The organism is Deltaproteobacteria bacterium HGW-Deltaproteobacteria-2 (genome assembly GCA_002840505.1).
Taxonomy (GTDB): domain Bacteria; phylum Desulfobacterota; class Syntrophia; order Syntrophales; family Smithellaceae; genus Smithella.
The window spans coordinates 615,284-630,639 of the sequence record PHBC01000003.1 but is presented as its reverse complement, the minus strand read 5'-3'; the positions used below and the strand labels follow the sequence as shown (position 1 = coordinate 630,639).

14 protein-coding genes are annotated in these 15,356 nt (G+C 47.3%); 11 read left to right on the top strand and 3 right to left on the bottom strand.

The window, feature by feature from the left end; genetic code table 11:
* Positions 1-11: 11 nt before the first annotated feature.
* The gene (locus tag CVU62_09965; GenBank protein PKN38028.1) at positions 12-734 is read left to right on the top strand and encodes a cobyrinic acid a,c-diamide synthase; all 723 of its coding nucleotides are present in this window, start codon (positions 12-14) and stop codon (positions 732-734) included.
* A gap of 107 nt (positions 735-841) precedes the next feature.
* Here the strand turns inward: CVU62_09965 and CVU62_09960 are convergent, their stop codons facing one another.
* A complete protein-coding gene (locus tag CVU62_09960) occupies positions 842-1,600 on the bottom strand; it encodes a hypothetical protein (GenBank protein PKN38027.1) in 759 nt (252 codons plus the stop codon).
* Between the two features lie 218 nt (positions 1,601-1,818).
* On the opposite strand from CVU62_09960, the gene CVU62_09955 reads away from it, so the two are divergent.
* The 10 genes from CVU62_09955 to CVU62_09910 all read left to right on the top strand — a co-directional run bounded on the left by CVU62_09955 (position 1,819) and on the right by CVU62_09910 (position 12,225).
* Complete coding sequence (locus tag CVU62_09955) at positions 1,819-2,610, top strand: 2-hydroxyglutaryl-CoA dehydratase (GenBank protein ID PKN38026.1); 792 nt, start codon at positions 1,819-1,821, stop codon at positions 2,608-2,610.
* Positions 2,607-3,419 (top strand): hypothetical protein, encoded by an 813-nt coding sequence (locus CVU62_09950; protein ID PKN38025.1) that lies wholly within the window; start codon positions 2,607-2,609, stop codon positions 3,417-3,419. Before CVU62_09955 ends, CVU62_09950 begins: the two co-directional genes overlap by 4 nt.
* Positions 3,420-3,467: 48 nt before the next feature.
* Complete coding sequence (locus tag CVU62_09945; protein ID PKN38024.1) at positions 3,468-4,865, top strand: thiolase; 1,398 nt, start codon at positions 3,468-3,470, stop codon at positions 4,863-4,865.
* A 162-nt stretch (positions 4,866-5,027) separates the two neighbouring features.
* Entirely contained in the window at positions 5,028-6,590 is a 1,563-nt protein-coding gene (locus CVU62_09940; GenBank protein PKN38072.1) for an AMP-dependent synthetase, read from the top strand.
* A 63-nt stretch (positions 6,591-6,653) separates the two neighbouring features.
* Positions 6,654-7,103, top strand: coding sequence for a hypothetical protein (locus CVU62_09935; protein PKN38023.1), 450 nt, complete (start codon positions 6,654-6,656; stop codon positions 7,101-7,103).
* Positions 7,104-7,140: 37 nt separating this feature from the next.
* A complete protein-coding gene (locus CVU62_09930; protein ID PKN38022.1) occupies positions 7,141-7,890 on the top strand; it encodes a nitroreductase in 750 nt (249 codons plus the stop codon).
* Positions 7,890-8,243 (top strand): hypothetical protein, encoded by a 354-nt coding sequence (locus CVU62_09925; GenBank protein ID PKN38021.1) that lies wholly within the window; start codon positions 7,890-7,892, stop codon positions 8,241-8,243. The genes CVU62_09930 and CVU62_09925 overlap by 1 nt, the downstream gene beginning before the upstream one ends.
* Before the next feature lie 23 nt (positions 8,244-8,266).
* Positions 8,267-9,655, top strand: coding sequence for a hypothetical protein (locus tag CVU62_09920; GenBank protein ID PKN38020.1), 1,389 nt, complete (start codon positions 8,267-8,269; stop codon positions 9,653-9,655).
* Positions 9,652-10,836 (top strand): 2-hydroxyacyl-CoA dehydratase, encoded by a 1,185-nt coding sequence (locus tag CVU62_09915; protein ID PKN38019.1) that lies wholly within the window; start codon positions 9,652-9,654, stop codon positions 10,834-10,836. Before CVU62_09920 ends, CVU62_09915 begins: the two co-directional genes overlap by 4 nt.
* A 24-nt stretch (positions 10,837-10,860) precedes the next feature.
* Positions 10,861-12,225, top strand: coding sequence for a hypothetical protein (locus tag CVU62_09910; protein PKN38018.1), 1,365 nt, complete (start codon positions 10,861-10,863; stop codon positions 12,223-12,225).
* Positions 12,226-12,462: 237 nt separating this feature from the next.
* Here CVU62_09910 and CVU62_09905 read toward each other — a convergent pair whose 3' ends face one another.
* Together CVU62_09905 and CVU62_09900 are read right to left on the bottom strand one after the other, a co-directional pair.
* Positions 12,463-13,386: a hypothetical protein gene (locus tag CVU62_09905; protein PKN38017.1), complete on the bottom strand. Its 924-nt coding sequence runs from the start codon at positions 13,384-13,386 to the stop codon at positions 12,463-12,465.
* Between the two features lie 30 nt (positions 13,387-13,416).
* Positions 13,417-14,511, bottom strand: a complete 1,095-nt coding sequence (locus CVU62_09900; protein PKN38016.1) for a C4-dicarboxylate ABC transporter substrate-binding protein — start codon at positions 14,509-14,511, stop codon at positions 13,417-13,419.
* Positions 14,512-15,356: the final 845 nt, after the last annotated feature.

The window sequence follows — 15,356 nt, the reverse complement described above, 5'->3', positions numbered from 1 at the left end:
AAACAAAGACAATCGCTTTATGCGGAAAAGGTGGGGTGGGAAAAACTTCAGTATCCGCGCTGATGGTCAAGAATCTTGTTCAAAGAAAAGACCTCAAGGTGCTGGCCATAGATGCCGATCCAGCCGTTGGTCTTTGTACGGCGCTGGGCATACAAATCAATAAGACGGTGGATGACATCAGAAATGATTTAATCAACTCCATCAAGAAAGGAGTAAAGATGGATAAAACCGCCACGCTGAATATGCTCGATTACGAACTTTTCGATGCACTGACGGAGGTCAATAATGTCGGGTTGCTGGCCATCGGCAGACCGGAATCGGAAGGCTGTTTCTGCAAGGTCAATTCTCTTTTGAAGGATATCATCCAGAATCTGGCGAAAAATTTCGATGTGGTGCTCATCGACGGGGAGGCTGGTGTGGAACAGATCAACCGCAGGGTTATGAAAACAGTCGATCACCTGATCATGATCTCCGACACGTCCGCCAAGGGCATCAATGTCGCCAACACCATCAAACATCTGGCTCAGGACAATAAGGCCGTGAATTATAAAAGTATGGGCATGATTTTGAACCGTGTCAGAAATGGGAGCGAAGTACAGGATATCCGTAAGAATGCGCCCGTCAATATCCTGGGATGGCTGCCGGAAGACGACCTGATCAGGGAATTCGATTTTCCCGATTCGGCCGAAGCCTGTCAGACGGTTGACGGCATAATCAATGCGCTGCGCCTGTAAGTGTTGGAACGTTGCCGGAGCAATGCCTGGTAAGGAACCGGATGATAGACATGCTTATGAATCAAATGAGTGTTTTTCAAAGGAAAGGATCAGAACCGATATGCGCGTCACTTACGCGTGACATGAAGTTTGTAGTCGTTCTGAATAATTTTCTGCCTAACCATCTGGCGATTCGCGGACAATATGTCACGATACTTTTCGGCAACTGAATTCACGTCCGTTATGGTTCCTTTGGCATAATCATTCAGGAGAGACATTTTCATTTCAATAAAAGTTTGCAGTTCTTTCCCGCTGACGGCATTAACGAATATTTCGATAATTTTTTTTCTCATCGGACGGGAAGAATTTGACAATAAAAAAATGATGGTGTTGTTGCAGATATCCACAACGAGGTCTTGTTGTTTGATTTCCAATTCAATTACTTTTGCCCTGTTATTAATATTCGCGTACTCCTCATCCAGAAAATTCCGCAAGATTTTTGAATCTTTCAACGACAGGCGCTGAGACGCGAGCTTCAGCATTTCCGGGAAAAACATCATCCAATATTCCCATACCTCGTCGATGAGACATTCATCGATTACATAATCTTCGGTGTTTGCTTCATCCTGGGTAAATAACAGGCTCAAAAAGTCGATGCCGGCGTGCTTCACATAGTCTTTGACATATATGCCGTCGCCCTGCTTAATGTACAAAAGATTCATCGCCTCCAATCGTTTTAAGGCAATGCGCAATGAACTTAAATCTATATGTATTTGTTTTGACAATTCTTTCGCCGACGGCAATTTGGTTCCCGGCTTTAATTTTTTGGTGAAAATATCCTTCATGAGAATACGCACGGCTCTTTCCGGCACTTGTTGATTAGACATTTCCTTTTCACCTTCAAGTTAGAGTATATTGAATTATAAGAAGTATAATCGATTAATGATATCCTGTCAAACAGTTATTGAATTACCAAAATAGATATACAAAATACTTGACATTGTGTAGCTATTTACTATAAATTTATACAATAATGTTTCTGGGATATCGTACCGTTTCGCCGTTTGAGAACATGGAAATTCAGGAATAATAAACAAAGGAATCTATGATTGCAGCAGGTTGCGATGTGGGATCTCTAACCGCCAAAGCCTACATCATGAATGAAAAGGGCCCACTGGCCTCTGAGATCATCCGCGTGAAATCGACAAACATAAACTCGGCCAACGAAGTAATGGAAAAAGCCCTGGCCTCGGCCCGTCTTCGTTTTTCCGATCTGGACTGCTGCTGCAGCACCGGCTACGGACGCTATGAGATTCCTTTCGCGCAAATAAATATGAGCGAAATATCCTGTCACGGCTTGGGAGCCTTCCGCGCTGATCCAAGCATTCGCACGGTCATTGATATAGGCGGACAGGATTGCAAGGTCATTCTGATTGATGCAAACGGCAATATCCGTGATTTCATCATGAACGACAAGTGTGCCGCCGGCACGGGACGGTCGCTGGAGATTCTGGCCAGAACCATCGGCGTCAAACTGGAGGAATTAGGCAATCTGGCCGTCAAATCCAAAAAGCCGATCAATATTACCAACAAGTGCAGCATTTTTATGGAACTGGAAGTTCTCAATCATCTCTATACCCGAAAAAAACTCAAGCATGTCGCCTGTGGGATTGCTGACGCAGTGGCCAAACGAGTGGCGGGTCTCGCCAAAGCCATCGACATCGAAGATAATGTTTGCATCACCGGCGGGGTTTCTAAAAATCCCGGCGTGGTGCGGCAACTGGCTTATCACATGAACAAATCATTTAAAGCGCTTCACGTGGATCCGCAGGTTATCGGCGCGCTGGGCGCCGCCTGTTACGCGATGCAGGCCATCGAGACAGGAGGGCCATCATGATGATCACGGCCGGTATTGATGTCGGAACCCGTTTCATCAAGGTTGGTGTAACCGACGGCGAGAGCCTGCGCGGATATGCCTGCGCGGAAATGGGACCCCGCTTCGACGCCATTATCCGTTCTCTTTTAAAAGAAGCCCGCGCGCAGGCAGGCGTGGGAAGATGGGACATAAAAAAAATCATTGCCACCGGTTTCGGCGGTCATCTGGTAAAAAAAGCGGCGTTCACGCTCGGAGACGCCGCCTGTACGGCAAAAGCCGCCTTTTTTCTCAACCGTGACATTAGAACCGTCGTGGACATGGGCGGGCTTTTTATCACCGTTTCCACGCTCGATCAGAACGGCTTTCTGGAAACTACCCATATCAATGAAAGATGCGCCGCCGGAAGTGGCAAGTTTCTGGAAATGGTAGCCGAGGCGATAAATGTTCCCTTTGATATGATTTCATCATTGGCTTCCCAGTCCGCTCAACCCTACTCCTTTACCAGTAACTGTGCCGTCTTTGCCGAAAGCGAGATAATTTCGCAGGTCAATGCCGGAATGAAATCGGATGATGTTCTCGCCGGCGTCATCAATGCCGTGGCTTCCAAAGCCGCCTCTCTTATCGACGGCGCGGGGGCGCTGGACGGTATTGCCCTGATCGGAGGAATGTCCAAAATTCCGGCGGTCCGGGAAAAACTGGGCGAGTTGACCGGCAGAAAAATGCTGACGTTGTCTATTGATGCGCAGTCGGTTGCCGCTTTCGGCGCCGCTCTGCTCGCGCAAGGAAGAAAAAACCGCGACGGTCTGATCGTCTCGGAAAAAAGAATTTGAAACAAGGCATGACAAACGTGCTTTTAATATGTTCAGCGGGAGTAAATTATGAGAGATGTATATGTCATCGCGGCTCACACTATCAAGTTCGGCAAGTACTTGGAAAAGACTATAACCGATCTGTCGGCCATGACGGTGTTGCCGTGCCTGAAAGAAGCGGGACTGGATAAAAAACATATTCAGGCGCTCTGGTTCTCCAATTCGGCATGGGGTGAATATAAAAGACAGGTCTGTATCCGCGGTCAGGTCGCCCTCCGCCCTTTGGGGATAGATGCCATCCCGATCACGAATCTGGAAAACGCATGTGCCGGCGGCTCGACCGCTCTGCATCATGCCTGGATGGGTGTTGCCAGCGGTTTGTATGACATCACGATGGCCCTGGGAGCGGAAAAAATTTACGACCGGAATCAGTCGCTTGTTTTTTCGGGATTTCTTACCGGTTTAGACGTGGGAAATTTCGGGGAAACTCTGAAAAGATTAGGCGATGTTGCTTTGAGCGACGATGAAAAAAAGGCCATGGCGGCTCACATTGAGAAATACAGGGGCATGGCGAAGAAAGGCTCCGGCAAGGGCAAAAAAAAGACCTTCAAAGACAAGTTCATGACCCAGCGCGACGCCTTTGTCATCGCCATCCGGATCGGTGAAACCATGGGGTATGATATGGTGAAAAAACTGCGGAAAATGGGCGGCGATCATTCTCCATTCATGGATGTTTACGGTTACGAGGCGCGCCAGCATATGAAGAAGTTCGGCAGCACCATTGAACAACTGGCTGTCATCGCCTCCAAGAATCATTTTCATTCTTCCCTGAATCCCAATGCCCAGTATCAGTTCCTCGTTTCCAAGGAAGAAGTGCTGGCGGATCGCCTCGTCACCTGGCCGCTGACCCGTTCCATGTGCGCCCCCATCGGTGACGGTGCCGCTTCGGCGATCCTCTGTGACGAAAGTACGGTCAGACGCCTGGGACTTACCTCTCAGGCCGTGAAAGTGAGAGCCTCCATTCTGGGGTCCGGCATGGCCAGGGAGCGCGACGGGATCGATATCGGTGAACGGCTGAGTCGATTGGCCTATGAAAAAGCCGGCGTGGGACCTGCCGAGATCGCTTTCGCGGAAGTACACGATGCCTCGGCCTATGGCGAGATGCACCAGTGCGAATCGCTCGGCTTTTGCCGCCTGGGTGAAGGAGGAAAGTATGCTGAAAGCGGGGCGACGAAGCTCGGAGGCAAACAGCCCGTTAATCCCAGTGGCGGCCTGGAATCACGCGGCCATCCCATCGGGGCTTCAGGTCTTGCACAGATCCATGAACTGGTGACCCAACTCAGGGGCGCGGCCGGGGCAAGACAGGTGTCCGGGGCGAAAATTGCACTCGCCGAAAATGGTGGCGGCGCGCTTGGTGTGGAAGAGGCTGCCATGTGCATACACATTCTGGAAAAACCCACTCTGTAGCAAGATGGATTAAGGAGATTTACCGTGAATAGAACATTAAGAAAATTTGGTTTGGCGAAAAATGTATTAAAATCTGTTTTTTTGTTTTCCTTGAATGAAATCAGAAGAGGCACTTTCCTGAAAAACATACGCGGCGTTCCCAAGACGGAGATTCGTGAGGAGATGTCCTGGGGGGAATTGATGGAAGAAAAGGCCGCCCGATACAAGGACAGGGTCTTCCTCATGTTCGATGATGAGACCTACTCTTATCGCCAGATGAATGAAAACGCCAGCCGATTGGCCAATTATTTTATTTCTTTGGGTGGCGGTCAGGGCAAGGGCGTTGCAATTCTTATGGACAATTCTCCCCGTTTCCTTGACATTTTTATCGGTATCCAGAAGATCGGTATGTATGCCGTGCCCGTCAACACCTCACTGAAGGGGGATAGCCTCCTCTATATTCTCAACCATTGCGACGCGCAGTATCTTGTTATCGATGACACCTACCTTGAAACCCTGCAGAAGGTTGCCGACCGGCTGGAAAACATTAAGACCATCATTGTCAATCCATCTACCGCAAAGCGGGGGAAATATCCGCAAGGTTATCACGTTCTTGACGAAGCCTACAGGTGTTCGTCTGCAAATCCGGGTATCGGCTACCGCAAGGATGATATTTGCTTTATTACTTATACGTCCGGGACTACGGGACTTCCCAAAGGCGTTGTTTACCGATATCGGAAATCATCCGTGAAACTGCTTTCTCTGGTGGCAGTGATGCTTTTCAAAAAAAGCGATGTACTCTATACGGCAATGCCGCTTTTTCACGGCAATGCCCTGTTTGTAACCGTAACCAACGCGCTTAGTGTGGGTGCCAAGGTTGCTCTCGCGAGAAAGTTTTCTGCCAGCCGCTTCTGGGATGATATCCTGAAATATAATGTTACCACCTTCAATACGATCGGTGCCATGATCCCTATCATGATGAAGCAGCCCGAAAAGATGACCGACAGACAGCACAAAGTCCGTTTCATTATTTCGGCGGCCTGTCCCGCCGATCTCTGGGAAAAATTCGAGAAACGCTTCGGATTGAATATTTACGAAACATACGGCGCCGTTGACGGCGGCGGCAAGACCATCCTGAATCTGGGCACGGCGCCGGTGGGATCCATCGGCAAACCGCCCATGAAGGTCAAGTACCGCATTGTTGATGCCGATATGAACGATGTCCCCGACGGTACGCCGGGCGAGCTGGTCTTTCCGGTCTCCGGCAAAAAGAACTCTTCTTCGGTGGAGTACTATAAAAACGAAAAAGCATCGTCGGAAAAAATGAGTAGAGGATACATTTTCACCGGCGATTTGATAAAACGGGATGCAAAGGGTTATCTTTACTTTATTGGAAGAAATACCGAGTCCATGCGGATCAAAGGTGAAAATGTTTCGGCCTTTGAAGTCGAGCAGGCGATTCAGAAGCATACCGACGTCCTGGAGGCCGCCGTTTATGCCGTACCTTCCGAACTCGCCGAGGACGACATCATGGCATCCATAACGCTTGTGGAAGGCAAAGAACTGAAGGAGAGTGGCCTGATCGAATACCTGAAAGAAAATCTGCCCAAATTTGCCGTTCCCCGCTACGTGAAAATAGTCCCGGAACTTCCCAAGACGGAAACACACCGGGTCAAGAAAAAGGAACTGGAAATTTTGAAGGTTGTATCCGGCACCTGGGACGAAAGCAAAAAGGCCTATGTATGACGGCTTCAGATAAGACCGTATAATAAAAATTGCCATTATTTCATAATAAAGGAGGCAACAGCAATGGGTAACGTGAAAACCGGCTTCTGGCGAAAGATGTTTTTTGTCGGCTCGCTATGGAACATAGGTATCGGGGTAACCAGCCTTTTGTTCACAGATTTTATCATCATGATGATGTTCGGCAAGGCGCCGATGACGGAAAATCTCTCTGCCTTCATCAATGGCACGGTTCCGGTAATAGACAATCTCCAGACCTTGATATTTTTCCGGTTTTTCATGATCGCCGTGATCCTCTTCGGCACAGGATACTATTGGGTCTCTCGCGATCTGCTGGCCAACCGGGCCGTGATCTGGCTGGGACTGGTCGCCAAGCTCATGATCTTTTTCACATTCGCCTATTACTACGCGCTGGGTCAGTCATCTTTCTTTTCCATCCTGATATGTTCGGGCGACTTTATCTTTTCAATTTTCTTTGCCGCCTTCCTCTGGAAGACGAAAGATGGAATTTACTGAACCGTTAAGACCATTAAGGGAAAAAAAGAGGTGAAACATGGCAAAAAAACCGACAGATAATCTTTCCCCCCTCTATACCTACCAGGAGGGGATGGAATGGAATCCCGTGGAAAAAGTCATCATGGAAAGAAGGAGCAACCGGAACTTTAAGAAAAATCCCGTGCCCGACAATCTGATCCGAAGGGTTCTGGAAGCCGGAAGATTCTCTCCCACGGCCGGAAATGCTCAACCATGGAAGTTCGTTGTTATTACCGATCAGGAGCTAATTGCCGAAATGGAACGGGCGACGATCAAAATGTCCAGATTACTCATGTGGTTTGTCGATTATAACAGAAACGCCTTTCGACGAATCTTTCTGACTCCGTACACAAAGTTTCTGACCCGTCTGATGCCCAACAAGATGCATCCCGTTCCTTTCAATCTCCTGCAGCAGATTGCAGCCGAAAAGACGCCGATTTATCACAATGCTCCCGTCATGATTCTCCTTTTGATTGACAAGCGGGGCATAGGAAATCCGGCCCTGGATGCCGGTATTTGCGGACAGAATATTGTGCTGGCCGCGCACAGTCTCGGGCTGGGAACTTGTTGGATCGGCATGATAACCGTTTTAATGATGAATCCCCTCTGGCGGAAAAAGCTGGGAGTGACCGCCCCCTACGAACTCTCCGATTGTCTTGTCCTGGGCTGGCCCAAGGGTGACTATGACGGCGAGGTGGCAAGGGAAGTTCAGATGGTCGAGTGGATAGAAGCAGGCGGAAAGAAAAGAATCGAAAGGCAGGGGGTGTAATGATGCTAAACCTTTCATGGGGGAAAAAAGGGAAAATACCGAACTATTTCAAAGAAAGTCAGATGACTTATGGCATAGTCGATTTCAATAGTGCGCTATGCAACGGCTGCGGCATCTGCGTTTCCATCTGCCCGGCCCGCGGACTGACCATGACAAAAAGAAGCGACGATGCCAAGAAGAAAATTCCTCAACTGATTGAAACAGCGCCGGGCATATCCCTTTGCATGGCCTGCGGAGATTGTGCTGCCGCCTGTCCCGAGGAGGCCATCCGTATCAAACGGGGTTTTAACGCGGGGTTCTTTTTCCGCAAGTTGACACAGCAGCCGGAATTAACCCCGCCGAAAAAATATTAATACACTCATCAAGGAGAACATCATTGAAAAAACCAAAACCCTTTCAGTACCTTAAATGGAGCGCCAGGTTTCTGAATTCCGGATATTACCTTATGACCTTTCCTAATTTTGCCTACTGGGTCCTGAAGCTGACCCGACCGCTCTACGTCAAACGAGAGACTTACTTCAATCACCTGTTCAGATACGCTTTCCTGATCATGGGAGCGGGAATCTTGCCGCCCGAGGAAATCAAAGCCTACCGCTACGGGGCGAAAGCCTTTGTCGATAATATGAAAAAGGCTCTGACAGCGAACGAACAAGGCAAGCCCGTCGTCTGGGTGGAGTGGATTCTTTCCTCTGAAATCGTGAATGCCTTTGACGCCCTTCCCTTTAATCCGGAAGCGCTTAATGTGTTCGGAAACTTGTCCGGTCAAGACGTGCCGTCCCAGCTGATGGAGGAAGCGGAAAGCGCGGGCTTTGCCACCGAATACTGCTCGGCCATCAAGCTGACGGCGGGAGCCTACATGTTGGGGCAAACTCCCAAGCCCGCGGCGATCATTGCGGGTTCGCATCCATGCGACACCAATGTCGCCGCTTATCAGGGCGTGCGTCATCTGACGGGCGCACCGGTGTTCTTTTTTGACTCCCCCTACTGGCGCGATGAGGACGGCTTTGATTACTATGAAAAAAACATGTGGCGTCTCATTGATTTCCTGGAAAAAACCCTTCATCAGAAAATCAACTGGGACCGGCTCAAACAGATTGTTGAAAATGAAAATAAATTCAACTTCTATATGCAGGAAATATGCGAAATGATGCGGGCTGTCCCGTCGCCGGCCTCGATGATCACGCCGATTTTCGCCTGGGTCGTGCGGGAAATCGCCATTGGCGACTCCAACGGCACCGAAATGGCCAAACGCATGTACGAGGTCGTCAAGGATCGTTACGAAAAGGGTATTGGTGTCGTCAAAAAAGAAAATATCCGTGTGTTATGGTGGAACCCACCGATTGCTTTTTTTGCCTACGTCTTCAAGTGGATGGAAGATGAATTCGGCGCCGTCGTGGTCAAGGATTTTATCGGCGACGTCCAAATGCCGCAGATTGATACCTCCTCGGAAAAAACAATGATTCGCGATATGGCCAAAAATCATCTTTACCTGGCGATGGCCAGGCAGTGTCACGGACCGGTGGAATACATATTATCGGAACTGGAACAGGCCATTAAAGAATATTCGCCTGATTGCCTGATTTTCGCGGGACACGCCGGCTGTAAACATGGCTGGGGTGTCATCGGCATTATCAAGGACCTGCTGAAAAAACGGGGTTTGCCTTCGCTGTTCATGAATATGGATATCATGGATCAGAGACATGCGACAGAGGATGACATCAAACGCTGGATAACAGAATTTTTCAGGAGCAACGGATTCGTATGAAAACAATACTCGATGAAACAAGAGAACTGGCATCATCGACCCATAACCATTATCTCGAGGAGGCCAAAAAACAGGGCAAAAAAATTATCGGATATTTCTGTTCGTATATGCCCGAGGAGATTATCCATGCCGCAGGATTTGTGCCCTACCGCATGCGGGCAGTGGAAAGCAAAAGCACGACAAAGGCCGACGCTTATTATTCGTCCATCAACTGCACATTTGTCAAACATTGCTTTAACAAGGCTTTGAACGGCGATTTTGATTTCCTGGACGGTGTTGTTTTCGTGAACGGATGCGATCATTCACGGCGCATGTACGATAACTGGCGTTATGCCGGGATCGGCCCCTCTTTTCTGTACATGTTTTTCGCCCCGCACATGATTAACGAGCCGGCCCTCGAATATTTTTCCCTGGAGTGCAGCAAGTTAAAATCAGCCATAGAGAAGCATTTTCAGATCTCCATCACCGACAAATCGCTTAAAAATTCCATCAGCCTTTATAATCAGAAGCGGCGTCTTCTGGCGGAAATTTATGCGCTGAGAAAAAATAAAAATGTGCCCATAAAAGCCAGTGAGTTATTAGGCGTTATGCTGGCTGTCACGGCGGTCCCCGTGGAAAAGGCCATCGACATCCTGACGGATGTGAAAAAATTTATAGAAGGACGTGTGGTTTCTAAGCCCGACGACATGCGCCTTTTTATTTCCGGGGGCTGTATTGAGGAACTGGAACATCTGGAACTTATTGAAGACTGCGGATGTGTGATCGTGGCTGACAATATTTGTCTGGGAGCGCGTCATTTCCTGGATGAAGTCGGAACGGAAGGGGACCCATTACAGGCCATTGCGCAAAGATACTTAAGTCATCTGTCCTGCCCCAGAATGATGGGCGACTTTCAACGCAGGTTGGACTATCTACTGGGCGTCAGAAAGGAATACGGCATCGACGGCGCCATTATTGAAAAATTAAAGTTCTGCGACATCTGGGGAGGGGAAATGTACCTGTACCGCGTTGAATCAAAAAACAGGGGAATCCCTTTGCTGGCATTGGAACGAGAACTCCACGGCGGCGGGGCCGGACAAGTCAAGACAAGGGTACAGGCTTTCCTGGAAAAGCTTAAAAATAAACAGGCAACAGATGAAGGAATGGTCCAGGCGGCCGGGACCGACTATAAACCGAAATAACCAACAGTGGGGGAGGATATTTTTATGAATAAAGCAGACAATGGATACGAATACATCATCGTCGGAACAGGGCCGGGTGGCGCTCCGGCAGCCAGGGAACTGGCCAAGGCGGGCAAAAAAGTGCTCATGGTGGAAAAAGGCGATTATCACAAAAAGTTTCTGGGGCTTCCTTTCGGCATCAGGCTTCTTGAGCGATATATGCTCTTCGCCCGGTCAATGGAAGGCGTGATTATCGAACGCGGCATCACCGTCGGCGGTTCCTCCATGGTTTATCAGTCCAACGTCATGGAGCCTCCCAAAAAACTGATCGACAATATGGGAATCGATTTCAGCCAGGAAGCCAAGGAGCTTAAAAAAGAGATAGGCATCGAGGTGTTGCCGGAAAGATTTTACCGCAATAACAAAGGGCTTTACCGGATGCTGGAATCCGCCGAAAAAATGGGAATTCCCTTCCGGGAGCAGGAAAAATTCGTTCATGCCGATAAGTGCAAGCTGGGCTGCGACTGGTGTATGCTGGGCTGTCCCGAAAACGCCCGCTGGACGACCCGGGAACATGTGGAAGAAGCCAGATCATACGGCGCGGAACTGATTTATAATTCCCCCGTCAATAAAGTCATATTCAATGCCGGAAAATCAAAGGCCACCGGTGTCCAGCTGAAAAACGGCACGGTCATCAACAGCGATAATGTCATTCTCGCCGCCGGCGGCATCGGTTCTCCCGCAATCCTTTTAAGGTCGGGCGTGAAACGCCTGGGAACGCAGGAAGTGGGAACCAGATTTTTCATGGATCCCATGAATATCATGCTGGGCTACAGCAAGGATCCCGACGGGGGACTTTGGGGCATACAAACCTTTACCCACGCCATCGAATCCATGGCCCAAAGCGAAGGATTTATGATCGGCAACTGTTCCGCTTGGGGAACCTGGGTAGTTTTGTCTTTCTTCCGCATGCAGACCGCCAAAGAAAATCTGCCGAAATTCCCCATCGTGAAAAGAGGCATGGGATTGTTTTTAAAACTTTCCGATGAAGCCCATGGGCAGATCTATCCCAACGAAAAAACGAGCAAGCCTTTTACGGCTGTCGATGAAAAAAAACTGAAAAAAGGAACGGATATTATGCGGGAGATCATCATTAAATCCGGCGGCGATCCGAAGACCATTTCTGTTCTGAAATGGGCCGGAGGTCATCCCGGAGGCACACTGGCCATGGGACAGGCGGTCAACAGGGATTTCTCCACGGAGATAGCAAACCTTTATGTCTGCGACGGCAGCACCATGCCCGTATCACCGGGGGCGCCGCCATCGCTGTCCATCTGCTCCATGTCCTTACTCATGGGGAAGATGCTTTTAGGGAAAGTGAAGGCCGAAGACCGGTTCATCAATAAGTGACGGATTTGCGACTTTTTGCGACGGTATCAAAAGATGAACACCGTCGCCAATATAGTATAAGCGATGATATAAGCCCACGATTGGCTTTGACAGCTGGCTTTGGGTAATGCGCAACAGTGATCAAATAAAAAATTGAAATGTATGGGATATAGACTCCACTTACTGCTTCTCAGCTATTGACATTTCCCAGAATCAGGAGCTTGTAAATAGAGAGAAGCAGGTTGGAATATATTACCTTTAATAACCCATATATCTGACTTTATTTTCCATGTTGTACCGCGCCTTCTGTTTGGCCAGTTCGTTCATTATACACAGATCTTCGCGCATATTACAGTTATCCATCTCTATTACCCGTTTATTCAACTGGTCATACCAGTCTTCATCCTTGAGGAGCGGGCATAGATACCTCGCTACCATTGTATCTATCAATCCAAGATCTCCCTTTTCTACTTTGTTGGCGTTAATAAACGCATCCCTGGATGGTTTCTCCCCACTACCCAAGCCGCCGTAGGATGGTACGACCGCATAAAAGATACCCAGAATGACCCAGTTGGCTCCCCAGGCATAATTCGGATCGAGCTCAGTAGAGCGCTTTGCCGTGGCAATGGCATCCTGAACATCCGTAGTTTCCTCCGGAACAGCCAGTTGTAAAGTCGCCCGTTTGGCAAGATTGATTCCGTACCAGGTAAGACCCTCCAAATCATCCTTCGTCAGTAATTTGGCAGCCTTATAAATAGGAGTTCCACTTTCTACTGCTTTACGAAATTTGCTATTATTGACTTTCATGGCCCGCAAACCATACTCTGTTCCGACCTTGTACAGTGAAATGGCGTAATCTTCATTTCCGTCCTCTATAAACAGACCATAGGCCGCATACAAGAAAGACGTTCTTGCCAGCAGTCTATAATTTGTCGGCGCCATTTCGGTTAGACCAGTAACAATCAGCAGAGCCCCGGGCAGACCATCTTTGATAAAAGCACCATTTTTCGTCCTCAGAAGATTACTAACAAGATCGTCCACCGATGTATCCAGCATGGGAACGGCGGTTCTTTGTGCAGTGTGCCTTATCGTCGCACACCCGGAAAAACCAGCGGCAAGAAAAACGATCAAGCAGAGGATTGAAATACTCTTGAAAAACAGTTTCAATTTTTTTCCCATCATTCCAGTCTCCTTAAGAACTGAACAGACTATTTATTTTTTATGCTTAGCTCGATATTCCGCAACAAGACCCTTAACCTCATTTAACTCAGCCTTGGAATAGTAACCCTTTGCGGCAAATTCATCCCAAAGAGGAAGGACTCTTTTTTTCCAAACCTCAATTTCAGCCGGAGTCAGCTTAGTCTCTATCATGCCGTACTTAATCATCGCTTTAAGGCATTTTTCATTACCGGCGCGGACTTTCTGCCTGAAATCCTTCTCTACTGATATTGCAAAATTATCAATAGCACTCTGAATTTCCTTAGGTAAAAGATTCCATGTCGGTAACATTATAAGACCGGCTGCCGGTGAATATCGTATTCGAACAGGATTGATGTATTTCATTACAGTATACATCTGAGTACCGACCGACCACAGAGCCGGGGTGATGAAGGCATCGCAAACACCTGTGCGGATCGAAGCTGCTACCTCAGGTATGCGAATCGGCAAAGGACTCCCACCCATCGCTTTCAAAGTTCTCTCTTCCAGCGGCCCGTACCATGTTAAAAAGCGGGCATTCTTAAAATCATCAGGCGTCCTGATTTCGTGTTTCGTGGAATAGATTTGATCAAAATCCTGTTCCGCCAACACAATAAGGTGGTATCCTCTCTTTTCATACCACTGGCTAATGCGGGGTCTTAACTTAGAGTAAACATATTCCACTTCGTCATAATTCTCAAACATGAACGGAAGCTCCATCAATGCCATCTCCGGACAAGCCATTACAATTCCCTGTCCGGAAAATGCGCCTCCCTGCAATTGCCCGTTACGCATTTTGGCTAATATGTCCTGATCGTCTCCCATTGTCCCGCCATAATACCAGCTCAAGCTCACTAGACCGTCTGTCACCTTATAAAACCCGGGAGTAATCATATCTTTGATTATGGCAACCCAGCCTACCCCATCAGGAGCGAGCGTTGCGCATTTGACAACATACGTATAATCACCATTTGGCTTGACTTTTTTTAAATGCTTCATGCTCGGAAGATTTGCATATTTTTCCTTAGGCGTAAGTGCATATGCTGTCCCCATAAAAAATACCATGAGTAGTCCAATGCACAGAAACGATACAACTTTTTTACACTTCATAAATACTCCTTCATGTTTTATTTTAATTGTTAATATAATTATTTTCAGTAATCCACAGAACCGAGCTGTCTTCGCGTGATGTATTACCGGCAGAGCTTCAGTATAGAAATTAATCCTGAAAGAAAATTAACTTATAAAAATACTTTAAATTAAGTAGTGATACTTAATTTACATAAACAGTATTGGGAAAATAATACCTGCAGTACGTGCTACCATGTGAGTGAATTCCCTCTAATGTTTTAACATAAGAATACTACTAAACAACAACTGAAATGTGACCTTTTCTTCATCTTTTAAAACTTTAATATTTTTTTGTCAACAAATAATTTTTTACATGACCAGCAGAACTTCAATCTTATTATTTTAAAATATTTTTTGAATAACATAAAAAATAAGTTTAGGCTTAATAGCAAATTTTAGGGCCTAAAATAGGCAGAAAATGTTATGAAGACGTAAAGTTAAGTTAACAAAAATGAAAAAGGGTCTTCCGACTTTGTTGTGCATAAATCAGCCTACTTCCTGTTCTTGAATGAATGACGTAATCACTTTGAGCATAAGATATTCTTGGTTGACCTGTAAATTTGTTCTGTTCGGGATATCAGTTTACTGTTAGCCCCCTTTTCTTCTACGGTACTTTGTTGTTTAGCCGTACCGTTTGCTTTTCGTGCCCCCTGTTTCTACTTGTCTAATAATTCCATCACGATCTTATTATATTAATATTCCGGATTTATTATTCGATTGTCGAGAACAATGATAATTGATTTTGTATTTTGCTTTCTTTTGCCTGCAGAGGGTCAGTTTTAAGAGTATTAAAATTTGATGATTACTATTTGAAATATTCAAAG

Bases quoted from the DNA above. Each gene is read 5' to 3' on its own strand.
- CVU62_09935 (PKN38023.1), top strand. From the start codon at position 6,654: ATGGGTAACGTGAAAACCGGCTTCTGGCGAAAGATGTTTTTTGTCGGC.
- CVU62_09955 (PKN38026.1), top strand. From the start codon at position 1,819: ATGATTGCAGCAGGTTGCGATGTGGGATCTCTAACCGCCAAAGCCTAC.
- CVU62_09950 (PKN38025.1), top strand. From the start codon at position 2,607: ATGATGATCACGGCCGGTATTGATGTCGGAACCCGTTTCATCAAGGTT.
- CVU62_09930 (PKN38022.1), top strand. From the start codon at position 7,141: ATGGCAAAAAAACCGACAGATAATCTTTCCCCCCTCTATACCTACCAG.
- CVU62_09915 (PKN38019.1), top strand. From the start codon at position 9,652: ATGAAAACAATACTCGATGAAACAAGAGAACTGGCATCATCGACCCAT.
- CVU62_09900 (PKN38016.1), bottom strand. From the start codon at position 14,511: ATGAAGTGTAAAAAAGTTGTATCGTTTCTGTGCATTGGACTACTCATG.
- CVU62_09960 (PKN38027.1), bottom strand. From the start codon at position 1,600: ATGTCTAATCAACAAGTGCCGGAAAGAGCCGTGCGTATTCTCATGAAG.
- CVU62_09905 (PKN38017.1), bottom strand. From the start codon at position 13,386: ATGATGGGAAAAAAATTGAAACTGTTTTTCAAGAGTATTTCAATCCTC.
- CVU62_09945 (PKN38024.1), top strand. From the start codon at position 3,468: ATGAGAGATGTATATGTCATCGCGGCTCACACTATCAAGTTCGGCAAG.
- CVU62_09910 (PKN38018.1), top strand. From the start codon at position 10,861: ATGAATAAAGCAGACAATGGATACGAATACATCATCGTCGGAACAGGG.
- CVU62_09925 (PKN38021.1), top strand. From the start codon at position 7,890: ATGATGCTAAACCTTTCATGGGGGAAAAAAGGGAAAATACCGAACTAT.
- CVU62_09940 (PKN38072.1), top strand. From the start codon at position 5,028: ATGTCCTGGGGGGAATTGATGGAAGAAAAGGCCGCCCGATACAAGGAC.